The 25,187-nt window shown below is 46.9% G+C and carries 21 protein-coding genes; 15 read left to right on the top strand and 6 right to left on the bottom strand.

Going from position 1 to position 25,187, the window contains the following annotated elements; all coding sequences use genetic code 11:
• The first annotated feature begins 25 nt into the window (after positions 1-25).
• Positions 26-1,804, top strand: a complete 1,779-nt coding sequence (locus tag ODZ53_RS00105; protein ID WP_015891674.1) for a 2-oxoacid:acceptor oxidoreductase subunit alpha — start codon at positions 26-28, stop codon at positions 1,802-1,804.
• Positions 1,776-2,642, top strand: a complete 867-nt coding sequence (locus tag ODZ53_RS00100; RefSeq protein ID WP_087346699.1) for a 2-oxoacid:ferredoxin oxidoreductase subunit beta — start codon at positions 1,776-1,778, stop codon at positions 2,640-2,642. The genes ODZ53_RS00105 and ODZ53_RS00100 overlap by 29 nt, the downstream gene beginning before the upstream one ends.
• Positions 2,643-2,688: 46 nt before the next feature.
• Here the strand turns inward: ODZ53_RS00100 and ODZ53_RS00095 are convergent, their stop codons facing one another.
• Positions 2,689-3,723, bottom strand: a complete 1,035-nt coding sequence (locus tag ODZ53_RS00095; RefSeq protein WP_372675523.1) for a YkvI family membrane protein — start codon at positions 3,721-3,723, stop codon at positions 2,689-2,691.
• A 53-nt stretch (positions 3,724-3,776) separates the two neighbouring features.
• Between ODZ53_RS00095 and ODZ53_RS00090 the strand changes: the two genes are divergently transcribed.
• The 3 genes from ODZ53_RS00090 to ODZ53_RS00080 all read left to right on the top strand — a co-directional run bounded on the left by ODZ53_RS00090 (position 3,777) and on the right by ODZ53_RS00080 (position 6,385).
• On the top strand, positions 3,777-4,526 hold the full coding sequence (locus ODZ53_RS00090; RefSeq protein ID WP_372675522.1) for an MBL fold metallo-hydrolase: 750 nt from the start codon (positions 3,777-3,779) through the stop codon (positions 4,524-4,526).
• A 33-nt stretch (positions 4,527-4,559) separates the two neighbouring features.
• A complete protein-coding gene (gene mnmM, locus ODZ53_RS00085; RefSeq protein ID WP_087346693.1) occupies positions 4,560-5,120 on the top strand; it encodes a tRNA 5-(aminomethyl)-2-thiouridylate-methyltransferase MnmM in 561 nt (186 codons plus the stop codon).
• Positions 5,121-5,284: 164 nt separating this feature from the next.
• Entirely contained in the window at positions 5,285-6,385 is a 1,101-nt protein-coding gene (locus tag ODZ53_RS00080; protein ID WP_199928476.1) for a YheC/YheD family endospore coat-associated protein, read from the top strand.
• 68 nt (positions 6,386-6,453) lie between these two features.
• Here the strand turns inward: ODZ53_RS00080 and cbpB are convergent, their stop codons facing one another.
• From cbpB to ODZ53_RS00060, 4 genes are all read right to left on the bottom strand, one after another.
• Positions 6,454-6,924, bottom strand: coding sequence for a cyclic-di-AMP-binding protein CbpB (gene cbpB, locus ODZ53_RS00075; protein WP_015891668.1), 471 nt, complete (start codon positions 6,922-6,924; stop codon positions 6,454-6,456).
• Between the two features lie 266 nt (positions 6,925-7,190).
• On the bottom strand, positions 7,191-8,330 hold the full coding sequence (locus ODZ53_RS00070; protein ID WP_372675521.1) for an acyltransferase: 1,140 nt from the start codon (positions 8,328-8,330) through the stop codon (positions 7,191-7,193).
• A 58-nt stretch (positions 8,331-8,388) separates the two neighbouring features.
• Complete coding sequence (locus tag ODZ53_RS00065) at positions 8,389-9,231, bottom strand: lipoate--protein ligase family protein (protein WP_064202676.1); 843 nt, start codon at positions 9,229-9,231, stop codon at positions 8,389-8,391.
• 165 nt (positions 9,232-9,396) lie between these two features.
• Positions 9,397-10,641 carry an S-layer homology domain-containing protein gene (locus ODZ53_RS00060; protein WP_372675520.1) on the bottom strand — a complete coding sequence of 415 codons (1,245 nt, stop codon included), beginning with the start codon at positions 10,639-10,641 and terminating at the stop codon, positions 9,397-9,399.
• A gap of 334 nt (positions 10,642-10,975) precedes the next feature.
• Here ODZ53_RS00060 and miaB point away from each other — a divergent pair, with 334 nt between their 5' ends.
• The 6 genes from miaB (at position 10,976) to mutL (ending at position 19,807) form a co-directional block, all read left to right on the top strand.
• On the top strand, positions 10,976-12,487 hold the full coding sequence (gene miaB, locus ODZ53_RS00055; protein WP_372675966.1) for a tRNA (N6-isopentenyl adenosine(37)-C2)-methylthiotransferase MiaB: 1,512 nt from the start codon (positions 10,976-10,978) through the stop codon (positions 12,485-12,487).
• A 6-nt stretch (positions 12,488-12,493) separates the two neighbouring features.
• Entirely contained in the window at positions 12,494-12,937 is a 444-nt protein-coding gene (locus ODZ53_RS00050; protein ID WP_015891663.1) for a YlbF/YmcA family competence regulator, read from the top strand.
• Positions 12,938-13,073: 136 nt separating this feature from the next.
• Positions 13,074-13,634 (top strand): outer spore coat protein CotE, encoded by a 561-nt coding sequence (gene cotE / locus ODZ53_RS00045; RefSeq protein WP_015891662.1) that lies wholly within the window; start codon positions 13,074-13,076, stop codon positions 13,632-13,634.
• Between the two features lie 111 nt (positions 13,635-13,745).
• Positions 13,746-15,032 carry a putative amidoligase domain-containing protein gene (locus ODZ53_RS00040; RefSeq protein ID WP_372675519.1) on the top strand — a complete coding sequence of 429 codons (1,287 nt, stop codon included), beginning with the start codon at positions 13,746-13,748 and terminating at the stop codon, positions 15,030-15,032.
• Positions 15,033-15,121: 89 nt separating this feature from the next.
• Positions 15,122-17,710, top strand: coding sequence for a DNA mismatch repair protein MutS (gene mutS / locus ODZ53_RS00035; RefSeq protein WP_372675518.1), 2,589 nt, complete (start codon positions 15,122-15,124; stop codon positions 17,708-17,710).
• A gap of 24 nt (positions 17,711-17,734) precedes the next feature.
• Complete coding sequence (mutL, locus tag ODZ53_RS00030) at positions 17,735-19,807, top strand: DNA mismatch repair endonuclease MutL (protein WP_372675517.1); 2,073 nt, start codon at positions 17,735-17,737, stop codon at positions 19,805-19,807.
• 459 nt (positions 19,808-20,266) lie between these two features.
• Here the strand turns inward: mutL and ODZ53_RS00025 are convergent, their stop codons facing one another.
• Positions 20,267-21,238 (bottom strand): protoglobin domain-containing protein, encoded by a 972-nt coding sequence (locus ODZ53_RS00025; RefSeq protein WP_372675516.1) that lies wholly within the window; start codon positions 21,236-21,238, stop codon positions 20,267-20,269.
• A 292-nt stretch (positions 21,239-21,530) separates the two neighbouring features.
• Between ODZ53_RS00025 and ODZ53_RS00020 the strand changes: the two genes are divergently transcribed.
• The 4 genes from ODZ53_RS00020 (at position 21,531) to hfq (ending at position 25,045) form a co-directional block, all read left to right on the top strand.
• The gene (locus ODZ53_RS00020; protein ID WP_372675515.1) at positions 21,531-22,733 is read left to right on the top strand and encodes an alpha-amylase family protein; all 1,203 of its coding nucleotides are present in this window, start codon (positions 21,531-21,533) and stop codon (positions 22,731-22,733) included.
• 301 nt (positions 22,734-23,034) lie between these two features.
• Positions 23,035-23,820, top strand: a complete 786-nt coding sequence (locus ODZ53_RS00015) for a class I SAM-dependent methyltransferase (RefSeq protein ID WP_173605046.1) — start codon at positions 23,035-23,037, stop codon at positions 23,818-23,820.
• The gene (miaA, locus tag ODZ53_RS00010; protein WP_372675514.1) at positions 23,817-24,776 is read left to right on the top strand and encodes a tRNA (adenosine(37)-N6)-dimethylallyltransferase MiaA; all 960 of its coding nucleotides are present in this window, start codon (positions 23,817-23,819) and stop codon (positions 24,774-24,776) included. The genes ODZ53_RS00015 and miaA overlap by 4 nt, the downstream gene beginning before the upstream one ends.
• A gap of 29 nt (positions 24,777-24,805) precedes the next feature.
• Entirely contained in the window at positions 24,806-25,045 is a 240-nt protein-coding gene (gene hfq, locus ODZ53_RS00005; protein WP_007719110.1) for an RNA chaperone Hfq, read from the top strand.
• Positions 25,046-25,187 lie beyond the last annotated feature (142 nt).

Genomic DNA, 25,187 nt, shown 5'->3' with positions numbered 1-25,187 from the left:
CAGTCACTGAAAGGGTGGAATCTGAATGATTAGTCAACTTTCCTGGAAAGTTGGAGGACAGCAAGGGGAGGGCATCGAGAGTACTGGTGAGATTTTCTCGATGGCGATGAACCGGATGGGGTACCATCTGTATAGCTACCGTCACTTCTCTTCCCGTATTAAGGGTGGACACACGAACAATAAAATTCGCGTGAGCACAACGCCTATGCGTGCGATCTCTGACGATCTGGACATTCTCGTAGCGTTTGACCAAGAAACGATCGATTTCAATGCGCATGAGCTCCGTGAAGGCGGTATCATTATCGCGGATGCGAAATTTAATCCAAAGTTGCCGGACGGCTTGAAGCCAGTTCGCTTCTTCACTGTACCACTGACTGAAATCGCTGATGAGCTGGGAACTTCCCTGATGAAAAACATGGTGTCGATCGGTGCTTCCAGTGCCATCCTCGGCATTGCAGTGGAAAGCTTCCGTCCCATCGTTGAAGATATGTTCCTCCGCAAGGGCGAAAAAGTGGTTGAAAAGAACATGGATGCCATTCGCCGCGGTTTTGATTTTGTAAATGAATTGACTGGTGGTCAACTGCCTGAGTTCCAAATGGAAAAGGCTGATCCACAAAAACAACTGTTCCTCATCGGTAACGATGCGATCGCTCTGGGTGCTGTAGCTGCAGGCTGCCGTTTCATGCCAGCTTACCCGATCACACCTGCTTCCGAAGTAATGGAATACTTGATCAAAAAGCTGCCTAAATTGGGCGGTACGGTTATCCAAACAGAAGACGAGATTGCTGCTATTACGATGGCAATCGGTGCTAACTTCGCGGGTGCTCGTTCCTTGACTGCTTCTGCAGGTCCTGGTCTGTCCCTGATGATGGAAGCAATTGGTCTGGCGGGTATCACGGAACAACCAGTTGTAATCGTGAACACGCAGCGTGGTGGCCCATCTACCGGTATGCCTACCAAAATCGAGCAATCCGATGTGAATGCTATGATCTATGGTACACATGGTGATATTCCAAAAGTAGTTATCGCGCCAAGCACAGTAGAAGAGTGCTTCTACGATGCAGTTGAAGCGTTTAACATTGCGGAAGAATACCAACTGCCTGTAATCCTGATGACAGACTTGACGCTGTCCTTGGGTAAACAAACCGTTGTTCCATTTGACTACAACAAAGTAGAAATCCGTCGCGGAAAACTGCTTGCTGGACAAGAATTGCCAGAAAAAGAGCAAAACGACCTGTTCAAACGTTATGAAGTTACAGAAGACGGCGTTTCTCCTCGTGTTATTCCTGGTCAAAAATACGGTCTGCACCACGTAACTGGTGTTGAGCATGATCAAACTGGTCGTCCATCTGAGAATGCTGCAAACCGTATTCAACAAATGGATAAACGTATGCGCAAAATGGAAGGCGTCCTGAAAAACTTCAAAGGCGCTGTAACAGCAGATGCTCCTCACGCTGATGCGGATGTTCTGGTTGTGGGTATCAACTCTACAATTGGTACGATTCAAGAAGCAAAAGGCCGTCTGGAACAAGAGGGAATCAAAGTAAACCATGCACAAATCCGTTTGCTGCATCCGTTCCCAACTGAAGAAATCAAAGCACTCGTAGATAAAGCGAAGAAAGTTGTTGTTGTTGAGCACAACGCTCAAGCGCAAGTAACAAGCTTGCTCAAACAACACGTTGGAAACGCTGAAAAAATCGAATCCGTGCTTAAATATGACGGTAACCCATTCCTGCCGAAGGAAATCTATGCTGAAGTGAAGGAGCTGGTAAAACATGGCGACTATGAAAGAGTTTCGAAATAACGTTAAGCCAAACTGGTGCCCAGGCTGTGGTGACTTCTCCATCCAAGCGGCTATTCAACGCGCCGCAGCAAACGTAGGCCTGGAACCTGAAAATCTGGCGGTTGTTTCCGGTATCGGTTGCTCTGGTCGTATTTCCGGCTACATCAACTGCTATGGTTTCCACGGTATTCATGGACGTTCCCTGCCAATCGCACAAGGGGTGAAAATGGCAAACCGCGAGCTGACAGTTATCGCAGCTGGTGGTGACGGAGATGGTTTCGCGATCGGTATGGGTCATACTGTACACGCTATCCGTCGTAACATGAACGTTACGTACATCGTAATGGATAATCAAATCTACGGTCTGACAAAAGGTCAAACCTCTCCGCGTTCCGCGACTGGTTTCGTGACCAAGTCTACACCGGCAGGTTCCATCGAGTCCTCCATTTCCCCAGTTGAACTGGCGCTGTCTGTAGGTGCGACTTTTGTTGCTCAATCCTTCTCCAGCGATCTGAAGGGCTTGACTGAACTGATCGAAAAAGGTATCCAACACGAAGGCTTCTCCTTGATCAACGTATTCAGCCCTTGTGTAACGTACAACAAGGTTAATACGTACGACTGGTTCAAAGAGAACATCGTACCAGTAGACACGATCGAAGGATACGATGCACATGACCGTATTAAAGCAATGTCTACTTCCATGCAATACAAAGGCCTGATTACAGGTCTGATCTACCAAAACACTGAGCAAAAACCTTATGAAGCTCTCGTAAATGGCTTCAAAGAAGAAGGTTTGGTTAACCAAGACATTCGTTTGTCTGAAGAAGACTTCGAAAAATTGGTTAAAGAATTTGCTTAAGTTTGATAGAGTGAAAAACCTCTCCTTAACGGGAGAGGTTTTTTTATTACACGCGATCGCGCCACTGCCTGTACACGAGCATGACAAGGAAAAAGACGACCAGTTGACCAAAGAGTGGATACAGGTAACGGAGAAGTGAGCTAAACCCGATAAAACTGATCAAATAGCAAATCAGCAAAATCCCGAGTAAAATTGTCGGACCTCGAAGGGGGATAACTTGTCTAATCTGTTGGGCTAGACCAAATACGTTTGCCACAAGAGTGGAGAAAATTTCGGCATATACCAATAGGGAGAACAAAAAGGGAATCGTTGGTCCCAAGCCTTGCAGCACAGCGATCATGGGCATTTCCGCGTGATGGATTCCCGGCATTTTTACAGATAGGGAAGCGTAAGCGAGCAAGAGCAAAAGGCCTATTCCCAGCCCTCCTATGATTCCCCCTAGGAGAAGAGGTTTCTCGCTGGGACTCTGTCTGCCCATAGGAATCAAAACTGCTTGTGTAAGTGTGACATTTAAGGCAACATAATAAAAGGGAGAGCTAAGCCACGCCCACGGCCGTAACGATTCAACGACGACACTCGTATCTAACCATGGCTTCGTATAAAAAAAGACAAGTACAGTAAAACCAATGAGCATCGGAACAAAAATACTGTTCACGTGATGGATGGCAAATAGCCCTTTTTTCGTCACGAAAAAAATCAAGATCATGCTAAACCAAATACCGATTTGGGGAGATAATCGAAATGACTCCCAAAAAATCGCACCGGTAGCAGCCAGCATGACGGAGGTAGTGCCTAGCAATACGGTTAGAAGCAAGGTATTAAATACAGTGCCAAACGGATGCCCAAATAAATAGGTGCTGACTTCTTGATAGGAATCGGCCTGAATCCGATAGGCAATCAGCATGACGCGGATACCTGCCCAAATAAACAGCACCGTTGCCAGAATGATGCCAACTAAGCCTTGTGTTCCATATTGAACAAAGAACTCTACAATTTCTTTGCCTGAGGCAAAACCAGCTCCTACGACTGTCCCAATATACGTAAAAGCGATCTGCCATGCGGCTCTCCATGTTCCTTGCATCTCAGACCTCCTGTCCCACCTTATTCCATCCTATGAGAGGGAGTGAACCGAATATGCGCGTTACTGTGTTAGGCTATCAATCTCCTTATCCTGGCCCAGGGGGTGCTACTCCGGGTTACTTGATTGAGACAGACCGTGTTAAAATTCTTCTCGACTGCGGCAGCGGTGTTCTTGCGCAGTTAGGCAAGCATTTACCTATTTTTGAGCTGGATGCTATGCTCCTATCTCACTATCATCATGATCATGTTGCGGATGTAGGAGTGATGCAGTACGGTTTGATGGTTCATCAGTTATTTGGACAAAGACCTGCTGACAAGCCGCTTCCGATCTACGCTCCTGCGCTGCCTGTGGCCAATGCCGAGACATTAGTGTATCGAAAGGCGACCACATTGACCCCAATCACCGAAGAAACGTCTGTTACCATTGGGGACGTTGCAATCACTTTTTTACGGACAGATCATGGAGACGGAGATCCTTGCTACGCCATGCGTTTGGAAGCCAACGGACGTGTCCTCGTATACGGAGCGGACAGTGGACCAGCTACTGCCTGGGAGGGCTTTGCAAGTCAAGCAGATTTGTTTATTTGCGAGGGGACCTATCTGGATTACAATGTACCAGCGAAGCCAAATGGACACCTTTCTGTTCGCCAAGCGGCGGAATTGGCGCAATCCCTATCCTGCCGTTCTTTATTAGTCACACATCTGTTTTACGGCTATGAGGAGTCCCAAGTAATTGCGGAGGCCAATGCCTTTGTCGCAGGTCCAGTTTATGCGGCACGCATTGGTCTGCAAATCGATTTATAACGTTGTTTGTGTACATAGAGAGGAGAGCTGACTGTGTTTCCAAATGTATTAGAAGTCGCACGCAAATTAATCCGTGAACGGGTACAAGTAGGGGAAACGGTTGTAGACGCTACAATGGGAAATGGAAATGACACCTTATTTCTTGCGCAATTGGTGCAAGAAGAGGGGAAGGTAATCGCCTTCGATATCCAGCCACAGGCGATCGAGAAAACGCGCGAGAGACTCGAGAGAGAAGGTCTGGCGAACAGGGTAGAAATGAAGCTCGCCAGTCATGAGGAAATTGACAAGCTGGAGATTCGTGCCGCGGCCATCATGTTTAATTTGGGCTATTTGCCGGGTGGAGACAAGGAAATTACAACTCAAGCGAGCAGTACCATTCAGGCGATTCAATCAGGATTGAGGGTGCTCAGACCAGGTGGAATCATGACAGTCATGATTTATTGGGGGCATCCGGCGGGAGAGACGGAAAAAGAGGCAGTGGAAGCATTTTGCCACGAGCTAAGTCAATTGGATTATTTGGTTTTAAAATACCAATATATCAATCAGCAAAACCAAGCCCCATTTTTACTGGCCATCGAGCGCAGGGGACAATAAAAAAACGAAACGCGATCCTTTCCCGGGCAAGCGCAGCATCCGACATCATTCTTATGAGAAAGCAATGATTTTGTCAGGTTGCGAAAGAGGTGTACAAAAATAGGCACGCTCTTGGCCTTTCTGGCACATACCCTATGTAGAGCAATGTGGCAAGGGGGATCTGCGTGGACAGAATCGGAATAATGTTGGATTGGGCCCTTATGGTGAAAGGAATTCAAGGCATCAAGTCATATGAGCGTCTGCCTTATTATGTCGAAATCGGTAAAGAGCTTGGGTTGGAGCCAGTTTTTTTTCATCCGCGGCATGTGAGGCCAGGAGATGAAAGAGTCAAAGGATATTTTTGGAACGGAAACCGACTCGTCTCACAATTGGTTTCAGTCCCGCGAGTCATCCACAATCGCGTTTTGACAGGGGATGCAAAAGCGCGGAATGTGATTCGAAGATTGAGCCAAAAGAAAACGGTGTTCAATGGCTTGGTTGTACGGGATAAACGGAAAGTACACCAGATGCTCTGGAAAAATGAACAAATTCGCAGCTATCTGCCGCATACAGTGCCTTATTCCATGGAGCAGTTGCGCCAGTTTTTAAATAAGTACCAGGTGGTGTACGTCAAGCCTTCGATTGGATCAGTCGGAATTGGGGTAGCACGTATTGAAAGGCATGGAGGCAATTATCATTTCATTGCATCGAAAAAACGGCAGATCTTATCTCATTCGCAGATATTCTCCACGGTGCGACGTTGGGTTGGTAACAAAAGATTTTTGATCCAGCGAGGAATTCCTTTGGCCCGCTATGGAGGCAAAACGTTTGATATTCGTGTTTCGGTGCAGAAAAACAAAGAGAAACAGTGGACTGTGAGCGGGATGGTTGCCAAGGTCGCCAATACGAAAAACAAGCTGAGTAATCTCTCTCGAGGAGGGACAGCAGTACCGTTTTCGGAAGCTTTGGTACCCATCTTTCCTGAGGTGAAACAACAACAAGCTGTCATTGAAAGAGTAGGCATAGCGGCGGTGGAAATTGCGGAGCAGTACGGTCGGCATTTTTCGTCATTAGCAGACTTAGGGATGGACATGGGAATTGACGAGAGAGGCAATCCGTATTTAATTGAAGTCAATGTGCGTGACCAACGCTATTCGTTTTTCAAAGCAGGAGAGAAAGAGATGTTTAAACAAACGTACCGTCATCCACTGGAATATGCGCAGGCATTGCTCACGGAAAAAAAGAAACGGAAACATCTACTCCTAGTGCCAAGCCAATGGGTCTAAAGAAGATAGGCAGAAGAATGTGAAAAAGACGGTGGCATTTATTGCCCCGTCTTTTCGTATGCCTTGACCTACGATTCTGCCGGCTGTTGTTGGTCAGCCAAAGGAAAGGGCAGATTGCGAAAGTGACGATATACTAAAGCCAAAATCGATTTTCGAGTCAAGATTCCTTGGAAATAGTGCTCCTCGTCTTCAATACAGACGAAAGGGTGATTAATGGACACTTCTAATGCTTTCAAAAATTCATCGGTGTCACGCAATCGAGGGACCTTCGCATCCATCACATCATCTACAATATGTTCGGACATACGCTCAGTCTCGAAGCGCTCCAAACCAAGAGTCTTATTCATGATCATATTCGTGCTGATTAACCCATGCAAACGATACTGATGATCCAGTACAGGAACGGCTGAATAGCCGGACTTGATTAGGACTAGAAGGGCGTGCTCAAGCGAATTACCTAGCTGTACATGTGCGACCTTTGTGGACGCGATTATGAGGTCTTTGATCGGAATATGTAACAAAGGGATCTCTTGATTCATTCAGATCCACCACCTTTTCTTTCTGTCGTCTATAGCAGTAAGAACTGCATGTGGTCCCCTTCTATGATACCGTAAGAGAGGTACAAACGGTAGGGCTACATTTAGAAAACTTGGCGCCGCCAAGGCTTTGTCGGGGGCTAAAGACGAAAAAAGCCCGGCAGTTACGCCAGGCAAGTAATCGAGGTGTGGAACAATCGTCCCTAGCTCTAGTATGCGAGCTCAAATTGTGTTTTACATTAGGAGTTTAGAGGAAACCAGTTCCTCCCTTACGCTTTATACGTTTGATTTTTGAAAATGGGCTTGGCTTCCACCCGTTTTTTTCGATTAAACCAAAAGGACATCGTCGTCAACTCGTAAAGGAAAATGCAAAGTGGCGGTGTAATCACGAACATGCCGAGAACCATTGACGGTGTCGACCAGCCTAGTCGATGAATGACGTAGCTCTGCATCAAGAACAAGATCAACGGATGAACCAAATAGATGGCCATATTTTGTTTGGCCAACCGGGAAAGCCACGGACCGAGTTTAGGCAGCTTGCCGAAATAACTGGATGCAGGATAAAAGCTGACGATTACACAGAGTGTGTACAACAAGTAAAGCGGCTCGAAAATGTTCATACTCTCGTAATAGCTTGTGGAGCCGGAAAGATAGCTGTAAGCCATCCAAACGCCTGCACTTGCCATCACAACGATAGAAGGTGTTTGAAGACGTTTCACCCATGTCCGCCATTTATCCACATTCATCCCGGCATAAGCGCCGAGTGCAAAAGTAAACACGTACATGAAAACATAATGCTGTCCGTAAACATACGTGTGCTTCACGATGGACAGGAATGGGTTTGCAGTCCAATCAATGGCCCATAACGGCGTAATGAACAAATAGTGGTAGAGAAGGTACAGACCAGCTTGTCCAATAAATAGGACGATGATCCAACGGAAATTCAAGTACCGTTCCATCCACGGTTTAATCAGGCAAAACAACAAGCACAATTGCAAGTAAACTGGAATGTAGTACAAGTGGTAGAAAGAGCTACCCGTAAACAGACTATCGAAAAACGGTCCTACCAGCACGGCTGGGTCAAAGGTTTGATGTTTAAAATAGGTGAAGATGGCCGTCCAAATTACGTAAGGCAATATAACAGCGCGCCAGCGTTTTTGCCAGAAAGCACGCCAATCCAATTGTCGATTTTGATACCAGTAAAACAGCAGCATTCCAGTTGCAAATATAAACAAAGAGCGACCGAATTTTAATAAGATAATTAGAACGGCTTGCAAATCACTATTCCACGGATACGTCTTCTCATTGGCCAGGAAAAAACTGAGGATGTGAATCATCAAGACAGTAAGAGCCCCAAAAACAAAAAGGGCATTCAGATCCTGAAACGTCCCCTTTCGATTGCTATTCATAATTCCTCCAGAATTTTACCGGCAGCACCTGGAGAATCAAAAACAAGTACAACGCCCGTTATTCGGGTAAGTGCCAGTCAGGTGCAGCCAGTTCTTTTGCGGTATAAGAAAATAAGTGTAATCGCTGCGACAAATGATGCCTCGACTCTGTCACTAACTCATTTTGCACATAAAAGGGGGTAGGTGATACAGCCCACTCAGAACGGATTGTCTCCAATAGACGTGCTTTTACATCATCCATTGTGGCCAATTTTCCAGTCAAACTCGCAATGCTGCCAACGGTAGAAGCATCGATGGAAGGAATTGGCTTATGGCTTTGCATTTCATCCAAGCCGGCGAGACGGTAAAAGTGCTCCATCCATTCGCCTCGTGGACGATCGTCGACGTTAATGCATAATTGCAAAATAGAGCCGTGTCGCGTGCGTCTTTGTGCCATACCTCCGATTTTTTTACCGTGAATGGAAAAATCGTATTCCCCTGCACAGTAGGAACCCGTCACTTCTCCAAATTCCAGCTTTCCGTAATCGCGCAGGCCCACATCAAGAAGCTGGGCAACAAACGAGAAGAAGGAGTCAATGGAAATCGAAGTGTCAGGCAATAAACAAGCCATATTGAGTACGCCAGCATCAAGCGGAACACAAGCTCCTCCAGACGAGCGAAGAACACAACCAAAGCCATCTTGACCGAACTGATGCAAGGCTTGCTGGAGATGTGGAAGCTTGGCGTCTCTGCGGCCGAGATACAGCGCCTGATCGTACACCCAGAGGTGGATGACAGGTGTTGCTGATTCAGATTGCATACTGGCTGCCAACGCTTCATCACGAATTAAAGGCTCCAGTGGACTATCCTGGTAGGTACCGGAGTCCATCCAGCGAAACGGTTGATTAACAGAAAAAGACATAGGAAGGCTCCTTCACAGGACAAGAATAGCTATCATTATAACATCTGAAATGCGTTTATTTCTACGTTTTCGCTATCTTTTTTCCATTTGGTAGAACATGCATGTCGTGTGGAGTGAAAAAATACCCGACAGGCCAAGATAGCTTGTCGGGTGGGATATGGGTCTTTATTTCGTCTCTTTAAAGGTGAAATTGTCCAGGTAAGTCGTTTTGCGAGGAGCGCCTTTTGTCGCTTCTTCTTGCAGGTACAGACCAAGTTTTTTGCCTTCTTGTTTCACATATTGTTGACCGAACAAGTATTGATCGTTCAAGTAAATGGAAACGGTATTGTCAGTGACAGCTACCTTCAAGTGATTGCTTGATTTCAGCTTGTAGGTGCTGGATGAGATGATGTCGATATCGTCGTCTTCCACATCATTTACTTTTCCTAAAACAACGCGATCTTTTTGGATGAAGACGACATTGGCTTTTCCATCTTTGCCATTGAAGTACAGACCGCCTAAACCTTCACTGCCAACCACATTCACATCGACGCTCAATTCATAATTCTTGACGTTGTCAGATTCATTCCAGCGAAGTGGCAGAAGGTAATGATCCAGATCATCATCATCGGATTCAGCAGTCACTTGTTTGCTAGCGACCTCCCAGTTACCGATCGCTTTGTCAGTATCCCAGTTTTTCAATTTGGTATCAGAGAAGGAATCGCTGATATTGATTTTCTCTGGTTCTGGCTGAGGCTGCGGTTGACCAGGGTTAGGGAATACAATTTTGCTTTCATCATCGCCACGATCCAAAATAGCACGATAGAGCAGAGAAGCAGCTTCCGCACGAGTAATCGGATCTTGTGGACGGAAATTGCCATTGTATCCTTTCATCAGATCGGTTTGGATCGCAATCGCAATATACGGACGCAGAGCGGACGAAATATCGTCGTAATCACGGAACTTTTTCAATTGATTCAAGTCGGCTTTGTACTTTTGGTCGTAGCCCAACAGGCGTACCAATGCGACAGCAATATCTTCACGTACTGCCGCTTTATCTGGCTTATACGTGTAGGTAGAGCCGGATTTGTAACCAGTCAAGAAAGGCTTGGCGTGTTCCACATACAAAAATGCCCAGTGATGACGCGGGACATCTTTAAAGGTTTGCTCGACGTAGCGTTTGTTTATATCTACATCTGCTGCTGCGATCATAATTTTGGCAAATTCGGCGCGGGTTACCTCATTGTTCGGTCTAAATGTTCGATTGTCGTACCCTTTGATGATCCCTTTTGCCGCCATCTCCGTAATTTCCTTGTATGCCCAATGGCTACGTGGAACGTCTGAGAACGAAGGGGTGGAAGCGGCACCGACGACCGGGATAATCGTTAAGAACATCAACACCGACAAAAATACGGCTAGTGCTCTTTTCATATTAACCTCCTCAAAATGGCAATGTAGTTTTTGTTGACTGCTATTCAGACGTCGAGTGGGCTTGTATTGTTGCAGGGGAAAAAAATATTATGGTGAAAATAGGAAAAAAGGAGGAGTTTCAAAAAAATTGGCAGGTAAGGAGGAGTATGTACAATGGTAAGGGCATGCAGGACCAACATGGGTATGTTTGGAAAGACGTTGTCTATCAGACTTTCGCCGTTTCGTACATATTTTGCCTCATAATGGTTATTATGCATTGGCTTTTGTATCACCCAAAATGATATAATTCTTTATTGGTTACTTATGTAGATGATTATAGCTGAGGTGATATATGATGAAGGAAACGAAAGAGGCGACTGTGGACTTAAAATCCGTTAAGTCTCCAAAGAAGACGGAAGACTATGCGAAATACTTCCAGGCCCCCTCTCTGAAAGATGCGAAAACACGCGGTAAGGAAGAGATTTTAGTCCATTACGATTTTCATATCCCAGAAGACATGCAGAACATCGGAAAAGGAAAGCGCTATCACGTTCGTACGTATGGCTGTCAAATGAACGAGCATGATTCGGAGACGATTTCTGGTATTTTGCAGGCAATGGGTTATACCTCGTCTGATTCTGTCGAAGATGCGGATGTCATTCTATTTAACACCTGTGCGATACGCGAAAATGCAGAGGATAAAGTATTTGGGGAGCTTGGCCACATGAAGCGGCTCAAGAATAACAATCCAAATCTGATCCTCGGTGTTTGCGGCTGTATGTCCCAAGAAGAGAAAGTCGTCAAGAAAATCCTGAAAAGCTACCAGCAGGTCGACTTGATTTTTGGAACGCACAATATTCACCGATTGCCAGAACTGTTGCGCGATGCGATGTTCAGCAAAGAAATGGTGATTGAGGTTTGGTCCAAAGAAGGCGATATCGTTGAAAATATGCCGAAGCTCCGCGAAGGAAACACCAAGGGCTGGGTTAACATTATGTACGGCTGTGACAAGTTCTGTACGTACTGTATCGTGCCGTATACCCGCGGAAAAGAACGCAGTCGACGCCCGGAAGATGTCATCGCAGAAGTGCGTGATCTCGCTCGCCAAGGCTATAAAGAAATCATGCTTCTTGGACAAAACGTCAATGCGTACGGGAAAGATTTTGAGGATATCAAGTACGGTTTTGGAGACCTGATGGACGAGATCCGCAAGATTGATATCCCGCGTGTGCGTTTCACGACAAGTCACCCGCGCGATTTTGATGACCACTTGATCGAGGTGCTGGCAAAGGGCGGCAACCTGGTGGAGCAAATCCATTTGCCTGTCCAATCCGGATCGACAGAAGTACTCAAGCGAATGGCACGTAAATACTCGCGTGAGCATTATCTGGAGCTTGTTCGCAAAATCAAGGACGCGATCCCGAATGTCTCGCTTTCTACCGATATTATTGTCGGCTTCCCAGGCGAGACCGATGAGCAGTTTGAAGATACGATTTCGATGGTGGAAGAGGTCAAGTATGATTTTGCGTATACCTTCATTTACTCCCCACGTGAAGGGACACCGGCTGCTGTCATGGAAGACAACGTTCCGATGGAAGTGAAAAAAGCACGCTTGTATCGACTCAATGAAGTGCTGGCTGGCATCGCTCTAGAGCAGAACAAAAAACTGCAGGATCAGGTTGTCGAGGTACTCGTGGAAGGCGAATCGAGGACGAATGCGGAAGTGCTTGCGGGACGTACGCGTACGAACAAGCTTGTCCATTTCACCGGCGACAAATCTTTGATCGGACAGTATGTGCACATAAAAATTACGGATGCGAAAACGTGGACACTCCACGGTGAACTCGTATCCAAAGTTGAGGTGTAGGTCATTATGGAACAAACAAACGTTTTTACACAGAAGGAAATTCTCGATAAAGCTCGCGAGCTTGCCGCTATGATCGCGCGTACGAATGAAGTTGATTTCTTCAAACGTGCCGAACTGCAAATTAAGCACAATGAACGTGTGCAAGATTTGATTGATACATTGAAGCAGAAACAAAAGCAAATGGTGATGTTTGAATCCATCAACAAGCCGGAACTGGTGAAAAAAGTGGAAGACGAGTACAACCAATTGCACGAAGAGCTGGATGCCATTCCAATCGTTACGGAATTCAAGCAATCGCAGGTTGATGTGAACGATCTTTTGCAAATGGTCACGAACGTGATCACGAACACCGTATCGGAGCGTATTATTTTGGATACAGGCGGAAACCCATTGACTGGAAAGACTGGTGGCGGGCCTGAAAAGAAAAAATCTGACGGCTGCTGCTCCTAATTCTTGATAGAAAGCCTTCCCGGCGCTGTTCTGATCAATACCCAACAACTTTCCCAAATATAAGGTGGTTGTTTGCACGCTAGTCGAATGCCCTGCATACAAATGTACAGAAACGTTGTATGGAGGAGGTAACGAAATGTCGGGTATAGACAAAGATCTACAGTGCCGGGAACTTATCGCGAAAGCAGTCTGCGGCAAAGGCCATAAATTTTCTATTACCACCCACACCATCATACCGTCGCAAACTCCTTCGACGATCCTCGGATGCTGGGTTATAAACACGAACTTCCAAGCAGAGAAAGTCGGAGATGCCGTTGAAGTATCTGGTACGTATGACGTCAACCTGTGGTTTTCGTTTGCTAATAACACGCAAACCGAAGTCAAGCGGGAAACGGTTCATTTCTCCGTTCTCGTACCGCTTACGTTCTTCGACAAGAACTGCAGAGGCGATCTGGAAATCGTTGCACGTGCCGTGGAGCAACCGAAGTGCATAAAAGCGGAGTTAAGTGGTGGTGGCACAATCACGGTCAGAGTTGAAAGCGAATATGCAGTAGAGGTCATTGGAGAAACAAAGGTGTGCGTTGTTGTCTGCAATAGTTGTGATGACAAAGAATTCCATCTGGTTGACGACTTTGAAGATAACAGTGACGAGTTTGATGACTTTGATTCCGCTACGCTACTCGACGAGCTCGACTAAAGAGGAGAAATTATCTCCTCTTTTTTCTTTTTTTTCGGATACAGGTCATTCACACTTTTTTCTGGGCGCATTCATAAGATAACGAAAGAACAGCGAGGGAGTGTGGAAGGCATGATTCTACGCACAAAAACGAGTCAGCGAGCTAACGGGCAGGAAACGCCAGCAACACAACCGATGACGGCTAACGCGAAAGAAGTCGTAGCCTATTTACATCGTCCTGAAATCGGTCGCTGGTTGCTCCGGCAGGGGCGAATACCTGTAACAGGAAATGAAGCGCGACCGGGCTGGCGAACATATAGGGTATGCCTTTACCAAGACTATGTACTGGATATCGCCAAAAGCGAGGAGCAATCACATTGGCTGCTGCACCGTCTGCAGGAACCCGAGTGGCATTCCGTCACCTTGCCTTCCACTGAAACAGAGATTCAGATGGTGCAAGGGCTGGCTACACGCAGTTTGTATGCCGTGGGAGCGGATGCGGGTCAAGTGACGATCATGGCGGCTTCTCCCCATCGACTTAAGGTCGTCGAGGTGGAACCAAATTGGCCAGCCAGCCATGCTGACGAATATATGCAGCGTGCCCGAGATTGGTGGGAAGCTCGGATGCGTAAACAGCCGCAAACGCTACAAAGTTTGGGGGCTGATCCGGAATTTGCTTTGCGCAAGCCCACAGGAGAAATGGCACTTGCTTCTGACTTCCTGAGCATCAATGGGGCGGTTGGATGTGATACGACACGCTACCGGGAAGAATTAGGTCTCCATCAGCACCCGGTTGCAGAGTTGAGACCTGCGCCATCGGAGGACCCTGATCAATTATTTACGCATATCTACGATAATCTGGCACTCGCCTACCAAAAAATAGGGGAAGCGTCTATCGAATGGCTCGCTGGAGGAATGCCGTTTCAAGGTTATCCAATCGGCGGGCATATTCATTTTGGTGGGCTCACACCTACTTTTTCTCTTCGGCGAAAGCTGGATGCGTACTTGGCTCTTCCTCTAGTTCTGATTGAGGATGTAGGCTGTATGAGCCGCAGAGAGCGCTATGGATTTTTGGGGGATGTAAGGGAGAAGGAATATGGATTCGAATACCGTACACTCCCGAGTTGGCTCGTTGATCCCCTTGTCGCTCGAGGGATTCTTCATTTGGCCCATTTGGTTGCAATCAATCACGAGAAGTTACAAGCGACGCCTCATCTCAAGCTACCGCTAATCAAAGCATACTACCAAGGCGAAAAAGAAAAGCTCCTGCCGTACGTAGTTCAAGTCTGGCAAGAAGTAAAGGAGCTGCCAGGCTATACGCTGTCACGAATTCATTTGGATCGATACTTTTCGTTTTTAATCGAGAGTCAATCGTGGAGAACGGATGAAGACCTGCGCAAGATATGGAAGCTACCATAAACGGATACTACCATCGGATGCAGGGTCAACATTACCGTTCAATCATGATATAATAGCGACGAGAATTAGTAGGCTAGGAGAAGAAAATCATGGCTCAATATACCCCGATGATTCAACAGTATCTGGCTATCAAAAAAGATTATCCGGATACTTTCTTATTTTTTCGCTTAGGCGATTTTTACGAACTGTTTTTTGATGACGCCATTCTTGCGTCCCGTGAGCTGGAAATTACACTGACGGGACGTGATGGTGGTGGTTCTGAGCGCATACCAATGTGTGGAGTTCCACATCATGCGGCAGACGGCTATATCGCAGAGTTACTGAAAAAAGGACATAAAGTAGCCGTTTGCGAGCAAGTCGAAGATCCAAAAGAAGCCAAAGGGGTCGTTCGCCGGGAAGTGACACGCGTCATTACCCCAGGTACGATGATGGAAGGCAAATGGCTGACGGATAAGGAAAACAATTACATGGCAGCGTTGGCCCAAGTAGAAGGGCGAACGGGTGTTGCTGCGTGTGATATGAGTACAGGCGAGATGTACGTTACTTCTTTGGCGGGACAGGCAGAGGGTGTCCTGGATGAAGCCTTGCAATATCGCCCTAAGGAGCTCGTCTTTTTTGGCCTCGCTGCTTTGCCGAAGACAGCACTGCCATCTACTGTCGTGGATGCGCACCAACTGGACGTATTTGCAGTGGATAGTCAATACGCGGAGCAGGCAAAAGGGCTGGATGTGTCCATGCGAGCGGCGGTCAATGCTCTCTTGTTCTACATAGGGACGACGCAAAAACGTAGCCTTGCCCATATGCGCCTGTTAAAGCAGTACGATGCAAAGCAATATCTGCAAATGGACGGCTTTTCCAGACGCAATTTAGAATTGACAGAAACCATTCGTGATAAAACGAAAAAAGGCTCCCTGTTGTGGCTGTTGGATCGGACTCAAACGGCAATGGGTGGTCGTCTTTTGCGCAGATGGATTGAGCGTCCATTGCTCAATCGCGATCAGTTGGAGGCACGTCTGAGCGCTGTGGAAGCCTTGAAGGGGGACATGCTGCTTCGCTCGGATTTGCGGACTTGCTTGGATCGTGTCTATGATTTGGAGCGTCTGGCGGGTCGTATTTCCTACGGGAATGCGAACGCACGAGATCTCATTCAGCTACGGATGTCTTTGGAAGCTGTTCCAGAGCTGAAGCAGTATATGATCCAAACGAATACCCCGGTATTGATGGAACTGGCTAATGGGATGGATGAATGTACAGATATTGTCAACTATTTGGCTCATGCCCTTGTGGATGATCCCCCGATATCGGTTCGTGAAGGCGGAATGATTCGGACGGGATATGATGAGTACCTGGACAAGCTCCATACGGCAAGCCGCGAAGGGAAGACGTGGATCGCCCAACTGGAGCAGGGAGAACGGGAAGCGACAGGGATTCGTTCGCTTAAAGTTGGCTTCAATAAGGTATTCGGCTATTACATCGAAATATCGAAATCAAACATTGCCAACGTTCCGGCTGGTCGGTATGAGCGCAAGCAAACTTTGGCCAATGCAGAGCGGTACATCACGCCAGAGCTGAAGGAACGTGAAGCCCTCATTCTGGAAGCAGAAGAAAAGATGATTGAGCTGGAGTACCAGCTGTTCGTCGCGGTAAGAAGTGAAGTCGCGAAGCATATACCAAGACTACAGAACCTCGCGGAGCGCATTGCATCTGTGGACGTTCTACAGGCGTTTGCAACAGTAAGTGACGAGCGGGGATTTGTACGCCCTGAGCTTGTGGAAAGCGGCGATTACGTCATTACAGAAGGGCGCCATCCAGTGGTAGAAGCCGTTCTGGAGCGCGAAAAATACGTGGCTAATGACGTGGAGATGGATCAGACCAATCGTCAAGTTTTGCTCATTACGGGTCCGAATATGGCGGGTAAGAGTACGTACATGAGACAGATTGCCTTGATCACGGTGATGGCACAAATCGGTTGCTTTGTTCCTGCTAAACAGGCCAAGCTGTCGATTGTCGATCAGATTTTTACTCGAATTGGAGCAGCCGACGACTTGGTAGGCGGGCACAGTACGTTTATGGTGGAAATGCTGGAGACGAGACACGCCCTGCAAAAAGCGACAGCGAAGAGCTTGATCCTGCTCGATGAAATTGGTCGCGGGACTTCGACGTACGACGGAATGGCGCTTGCACAAGCAGTCATTGAGTACATTTGCCAAAAAATCGGTGCCAAAACACTCTTCTCGACGCATTACCACGAGTTGACCGGGTTAGCTGAGACGTTGAGTGGTGTCGTGAATGTCAATGCTCGATGCGAAGAACGGGAAGGGAAGCTCTTGTTCCTTCACAAAATTGAAGAAGGACGAGCAGATAAGAGTTATGGAATTCATGTGGCAGAGCTTGCGGAAATGCCGACTTGGGTCATTGAGCGGGCGCGTAGCATCTTAACTGGACTTGAAGCAAATGGGAGTACAGGGAATGGAAATGCAGCGAGTGACGTCCAAATGTCGCTCGAAACGCTATGGACGGCACCAGTTGCTGCGGTGCGTGAAGAGCCGATGCAGTTTGCGTCAGCGGAGGAAGAAGCGATTATGGCTGAGCTGCGCGAGCTGGATTTGAATTCAACGACGCCAATGGACGCCATGATGAAACTATATGCATGGAAACAGCAATTGAAAAAGCGATAGGGTTCGTCCGGAGGGGAGGCACTCATGGGAACCATTCAAGTTTTAGATGAGCAACTCGCCAATATGATTGCTGCAGGGGAAGTAGTGGAAAGACCGGCTTCGGTTGTCAAAGAGCTGGTCGAAAATGCAATTGATGCTCGTGCAACGACAATCGAGATCCATGTTGAGGAAGGCGGTCTGGAGATGATTCGGATCGTTGACAATGGGAGGGGGATGGATCGGGAAGATTGTCAGCTGGCTTTTGAGCGCCATGCCACGAGTAAAATTAGCAACGCTCGTGATTTATTCCGCATTCGTACGCTGGGCTTTCGCGGAGAGGCACTGCCGAGTATCGCGGCAGTCTCGCGTATGGAGCTAACGAGCAGCACGTCCAGTAGTGAGGTAGGTACTCATCTCTTGATTGAAGGTGGGCAGCTCGGAACAATTTCCGATAAAGCCGCTGTAAAAGGGACAGAAGTATGTGTACGCAGCTTGTTTTTCAACACACCTGCTCGCTTGAAATATATGAAGTCGATCGCCACGGAAGTCGGACATATTTCTGATTATGTGAATCGGCTTGCACTTACGCATCCGTCGATCTCCTTCCTGCTGACTCATAACGGCAAGACACTCTTGCAAACGTCTGGGGACGCAAAGCTGCTGCACGTCATGGCGGCGATTTACGGTGTGCAGGTCGCGAAGCTATTGCTTCCAATTGCAGGGGAGACTCTCGATTATAAGTGGTCTGGTTTTCTTTCGAAGACGGAAGTGACAAGGGCGAATCGCTCTTACCTTTCGACACTGGTAAACGGTCGATACGTGCGCAGCTATTCGATCAACAATGCGATTATGCGCGGGTATCATACATTGTTACCGATCGGTCGTTATCCGATTGTAGCTTTGCAGATCGAAATGGATCCGTCACTGGTAGATGTGAACGTACATCCTGCCAAACTAGAGGCGAGATTTAGTAAAGAAGATGAATTGTGCAGTGCAATAGAACAATCGGTAAAAGAGACATTGCGACAAGGCTTGGGGATTGTCAGACCTATGGTTACTCAACCAAAAGCTAAGGTCGTCACCCAGGTTGTTCAACCGCAGTTTGACCTGCAAATTACCAAGCCTGATACTCCGCAATCGCCGTTACTAGCCGCGAGTCCCCGACTCCAGGAATGGATGGCCAAGCAGGAGGTACCAAGTAAGCAAGTGGATCTAGTGACGCCTATCGCTCCATCTTTTGAGAACGGCACGGTCAAGGAGACTGCGGCTAACTATGAAAAGCTGGAGGCTGCAAAAGTAGAGGCTATCCCGCATGAAATCGTGCAGGCGACTCTATTGGATCAAACAGACACGAGGGAAGCTTTCCGGCCTAATGAGACGAAGATTCCGGTACAATTGGACATTGCCCAGGCATCATCTCCTGCGTACCCGATACATGAAATCAACAGCGAGGACCACTCAGCCGTAGCGGGTACCGAACAAACACCGCCACTCGTGGAAGCCACCAATGAAAACGAAACAGATTCGCCTGTTCCCGTTATGTACCCAGTTGGTCAGGTCCATGGTACCTACATCGTCGCGCAAAATGACGAAGGCATGTATTTAATTGATCAACATGCCGCGCAGGAGCGGATTTTTTACGAGTATTTCATGGACAAGCTTGCAGAAGAGGACATTTCCAGTCAGATCATGCTGTTTCCTCATACGGTGGAATATACGGCTGCAGAGGCAAGCAAACTGGAGAAGCGACTATCGCTTTTGCAATCGTTTGGTTTGGAAATCGAGTCGTTCGGTGGACGGACCTTTATCGTTCGTGCTCATCCACATTGGTTCCCAGAAGGGGCTGAGCTTGAGGTCATAGAGGAGCTCATTCAGTTTGTACTGGAAACGGGAGAAAACACCCAAGCCAATGTCGTGCTGATGCGCGAAAAAGCTGCCATCATGATGTCTTGCAAAGCATCGATTAAAGCGAACCGCTTCCTCACGCATGCAGAGATGGAAAGCTTGCTGAACCAGCTACGCAAGACGAGCAGTCCGTATACGTGCCCGCACGGCAGGCCGATTGTGATTCATTTTACTGGTTATGACTTAGAAAAAATGTTTAAGCGTGTGATGTGAACTGTGCCCTCCTGCGGAAAAATCCAGGAAGGGTATTCTACTGTAAAAGAAAGCGGGAAAAACAAGAGTCAATAAGCAAATCTCATGCTGGAATAGAGCTTCTTCCATCGAGGACCTATTAACTGGTCCTGATTGGGGACTACGTTTGGACGGCGGTCCTGTCTGGCACCCGATTGCATTGCTCCACTAAAAAGTGGGGCTTTTCTTTTTTCGTCACCCCTAAAAAACAAGAACAAATGCCCTTGTTTTTTCAGCAGGGCGGGGTAGAACACCAACAATAGAGGAACTATGGATCAAGACAGGTCGATCTCGCGGCGGCAATTGACAGTGTTGGAGGTAATATAGTGAGTGGAAACGTTCTAAACCAGATAACATGACGTTCCTGGAAGCGTGGAAAAGGAAGGAGCTACTAATAGAACACGGCCAAAGAAATAAGCTCCTTTGGCCGTTCAGAAGTAGTTAGTGTTTATTCTGAAGGCGACGAGAAATTTCATCTAGTTTATGGATGATAGAAAATAATTGCTCGGAAGTAGTATCTAATTGCTCAGCGGAAACCGTTGATAATGAGACCTGTTGATCAATTTTAAGTAATTGATTGTTAATGTTCTGTAGAGATTGATAAATGTCTTTAGATGAGGCATTTGATTTATCGGCTAATTTACGTACTTCATTAGCAACAACGGTAAAGCCACGTCCGTGCTCTCCAGCTCTAGCAGCTTCAATCGCAGCATTAAGGCCTAGAAGATTGGTTTGTGTAGAAACATCTGCTACGAAGCCGCTGAGTTTCTCAATCTCCTCATTCTGCTCCTTTAACACATTCATGGAATGAGCGATCTCACCATTGTATTCATATAGTTTGGTTGCGGAGTCGGTGAAGACGGAAGAGATTCTAAGCGCTTCCTGGGTTGTAGCTGTCAATTCGGCTGCCATTTGCTCCATATTGTGGCGGTAGCTTACATTTTCACGCATCGTGTCGCCAATATACTGTTCAAGAATAATTGCAGAATCAAAAAAAACTCTTTTGAAAAGAGCCTGATAAAATGCAGCTGAGTTTTCTAACGATTGAATTCTTTCTGAAAAAAGACGTAAATACAGTGAGTATCCACCCAAAAACCAAGAAGCAGACAATCCAATTCTCGCATGGGTTGTTCCGATTCGTTTTCGGCTGTTTACATATTCTTCATCAATAACAGGAGAAGAAAGTGTTTCGATATACCAAATCTGCATGTTCTTTAATTGGTCCATTGTTACATTTGTACGAATCAATTGATCCAAGTTAGGATGTTTTTCCAATTCTTCATAAAAACAATCTACGATTTCTTTTGAATGAGTGCTGAAGAATTCTTTGTGTGAATACAAGAGGTCTAAGTCTTCTTTTGTTAGGCCGTAGAACACCCTAAGTGAATTCCATTTATTATCCAGTGCAATCATGATGCCAACCCCTATTTTCTTTATATGTAATGTAAAACTCTTTCAGATTTTAACAAAAATAAAATGCTAAATAATAATAAAATGTTAAATAAAAATGAAATATTTATGAACTATATACTGATTCGATAAATATGAGATGTTGAAGAAGGGCGTATCCCTGCAACTAAGAACATGGAAGATGTATGGGATTTGGGGGTAATTGTTTGGGGTATTATTCAGAAAATTTGAAAATCGGAATTGATTTTAGGCAAACACTGACTTATGATTACTTGCAAAAACGAGGTGAAACAAAATGAGTTCATCACGCCAAACCGGGATGTTTATCTATCCGTGGGATATAGCCGAAAGTGGTATCGAAGCTGTGATGCAAACATTGCAAGAAGCCAGATGCAATACAGCGGTGGTCAATAGTAGCTACCATCAGGGGAGATTTTTTCACCCGCGAAGCAAAACGTTTCGCAGGCTGCCGTTTTCAGGGGTATCGTTTACGCCCGAATGGTCGAAGTACAACCGTTTGCGCCCGACTGTACACGAGCCAATCGCACAAGCAGGCATTCTTGGCAAAATGAAAGAAGCTTGTGAGCAGGCAGGGATGGGGTTTCATACTTGGTGGGTTAGCCTTCACAATTCTACACTTGGTTTGGCTCACCCAGATCTTTGTGTGCAAAACATTTGGGGGGATACATACACATACGCGCTATGTCCATCGCAGCCTGAGGTTCAGCATTACGCCAAGACCCTTTTTACCGATACGCTAGAGCAGGTCAAGCCAGAGCGGATTTTGATCGAAGCGACTGCCTTTTTGCCGATGAAGCATGGCGAGCATCATGAAGTATGTCTCTTACCGTTAGGAGAATCGCTGCAATGGTTACTCTCGCTCTGTTTTTGCGGGGCATGTACGGAGCGTGCCGAATCGCAGCGAATCGATGTCGGAGCAGTTAAACAGCTTGTATCAAGGCTAGTCAGTCAGATGGTGGATGCCGATACTCACTCGCAAGTATCCGCCGAAGCGAGAGAAGTTGCCTTTTTACTGCTGGAGTACCCGGAATTGTATCACTATCAGCAATCTCGTCTGGAAGCGGTAGATCAGTTATGGAGGAGCCTGAGGGAGATCGCACAGAGTCTGGGGACTGCGTTGGATGGCTTTCCGTCCTCGACACCGTTTTTTGTGAATCAGTCATATTGGGAAGGGGTTTCTTTGCGAAAAGCAGCGGCTACTCTCGATCGTGTCGTGCCGCTCGCTTATGGGGACAGTGTCGGTGATGTGGCCTATACATTCCATGCAATCAAGCTTGTAGCGCCAGAAGCGACGTTGGGAGCCGCTTTTTCCCTGCATCATAACCAAATCCAGACAGCAGTCGAGTTGGCAACGAGGGTGAAAACAGCAGTGGACGCAGGTGCTCAATCGATTGTTTATTACAATCTCGGTCTGTTAAATAACCGCAGACTGAACTGGATCAAACAGGCAAACCTTGCCGTTGAGGAGTGGAGATAACTTTTTCATTCACTTGGCGTATACCCCTATGCAACAAGGCCCACGGAACTTCGTGGGTCATTTTTACTTGGGTGAAGCTGATGGACTGAAAATCATACTACAGTCCGACGCGCTTTCATAAAAAATGGTATGATTGTCATAGCGAACAGGAAAAAAGTTTGGTTCAGATTCTATTTGACCGGCAAATTAATCCTGCTTACAATAATATGATCGTTACCGTTTATGTAAAAACCGTCGAGTCGTTTTTCTGGAACAGCAGTTCTGATCAAAAGGGCGAAGACGTAAGGAAGGGAACAAAGGCGTGATTGTTACGACAGGACTTGAGCCTGGTGAAGAAACCTTGCGTCACGCAGCTGAATTGGCTAGTACATTGGGGCTACAAGTTGTGAATCGACGCGATTTTTCATTGGGGCAAATGCGTAAGCGATATGGGGTAGAAGAAGTGTTGGTGGTTTCCGCTCTCGGAGCACGTCTGGAAGTGCCGGGGAAAAAACCATTCTTTTTTCATCCGAACACATCTGCTTTTCGTATAAAGCGGCTCATGCGCGGCGATACTGATACTATGCTTGTTGCTTGCCAAATTCATCCAGGGGATAAAGTGCTGGACGCCACCTTGGGTTTGGGTGCTGATGCGATTGTGTTTTCTCATGCGACTGGTGCAAATGGGAAAGTTGTTGGCATCGAATCTGAGCGATTGCTAGCCATCTTAGTAGAAGATGGGTTGCGGTACTGGTCATCCGATGCGGAAGAATTAGAGCAAGCCATGCGTCGTATTGAGGTACGATGTGGCAACCATCTAGAAGTACTGAGAGGACTGCCCGCCCGTTCCTTCGACGTCGTTTATTTCGATCCTATGTTCGAGATAACTGTACAAAGCTCGTCGGGGATCGCTGGAGTCCGTGAGCTCGCCAATCCAGAGGCTCTTTCCGAGGAGGCTGTTTTGGAAGCGCAGCGTGTTGCGAGAAAACGTGTGGTAATGAAAGAAGGAAAAGAAGGTAGGATGTACGAGCGCTTTGGCTTTACGCCGTTTCGCTCCCGCGGCCAGCAGGTCGTGTACAGCTACAAAGAGATAGGTGGAGGGGAGTGACCTTGCAACAGAGAGAAAGGCTAGTTGTAATTATTGGCCCAACAGCGGTCGGCAAAACCCAGCTTAGTCTGGAGCTGGCCGAACAGTTCGACGGTGAGATTATTTCCGGAGATTCCATGCAAGTATACCGTGGGATGGATATTGGCACCGCAAAAGCAGAACCTGAGGAGCTTGCGAGCATACCGCATCACCTCATTGATATTAAAAATCCAGACGAGGAATACTCTGTTGCGATGTTTCAGGAAAGTGCCGCAGGGTTGATTTCAGACATCAACCAACGTGGCAGACTTCCGTTTATCGTCGGCGGGACAGGTCTGTACATAGAATCGGTTACTCATCGATTTCAGTTTTCCACCACTTCTCAAGACCCTGAGCTACGTGATCGACTGCAAAGATTGGCTGACAGTGAAGGCGTGGAAGCACTACACGCCCGATTGGCCGATGTCGATCCGATTACAGCCGAACGCTTGCATCCCAATGATGTAAAGCGGGTGATTCGCGCATTGGAGATTTATGAAAGCAGCGGGTACAAAATGTCCGACTTTCAGCTCCGGGCGAAGCATTCACCCTATGATTTGGTGATGATTGGTCTCACGATGGACCGCGCAAAGCTGTATGAACGAATCAACCACCGGGTCGAACTCATGATCGAAGCGGGACTGGTTGAGGAAGTGAGGGGGCTCTTGGATGCTGGTTACGACGCGTCACTGGTCTCTATGCAAGGCTTAGGGTATAAGGAGCTCATCCCTTACCTGTATGGAGAAATCACGCTAGAAAAAGCGGTGAACGACATACAGCAGCGAACGCGACATTTTGCCAAACGCCAGCTTTCCTGGTTCCGGCGCATGGAAGAAATTCATTGGTTTGACATGACCGATCCAGCCGAACATAGGAATAACGTGGAAACTATCAAGCGAATATTGGCAGGAAAGTTTCAACAATTGCCGAATATATAACATACAAGTCCTTTTAGGGGGTAGTGTACATGAAACAGACGATCAACATTCAAGATACGTTCTTGAATCATTTGCGGAAAGAAAACATCGCGGTTACCATTTACCTTGTGAATGGATTTCAATTGCGCGGGTATATTAAAGCATTCGATAATTTCACGATTGTGATTGATAGCGAAGGCAAGCAACAATTAGTATACAAGCATGCGATCTCCACTTTCACTCCGCAACGCCCTGTATCACTCATGTCTCAGGAGAACAACCAACAGTAAGCAAAGCAACACCAACAGCCAGGATACATGTGATCCTGGTTCTTTTTTATGATCTGACCCGAGTGTTGGAAATACCATCAACGTCCAAATCCAAAGTATCAATAAAAAAGCCCTGTCGCCGTTGAAGCGAACAGGGCTTTCA

Source organism: Brevibacillus sp. BD137, assembly GCF_041644655.1.
Classification (GTDB): domain Bacteria; phylum Bacillota; class Bacilli; order Brevibacillales; family Brevibacillaceae; genus Brevibacillus; species Brevibacillus brevis_D.
This window is presented reverse-complemented; position numbering and strand designations above follow the sequence as displayed.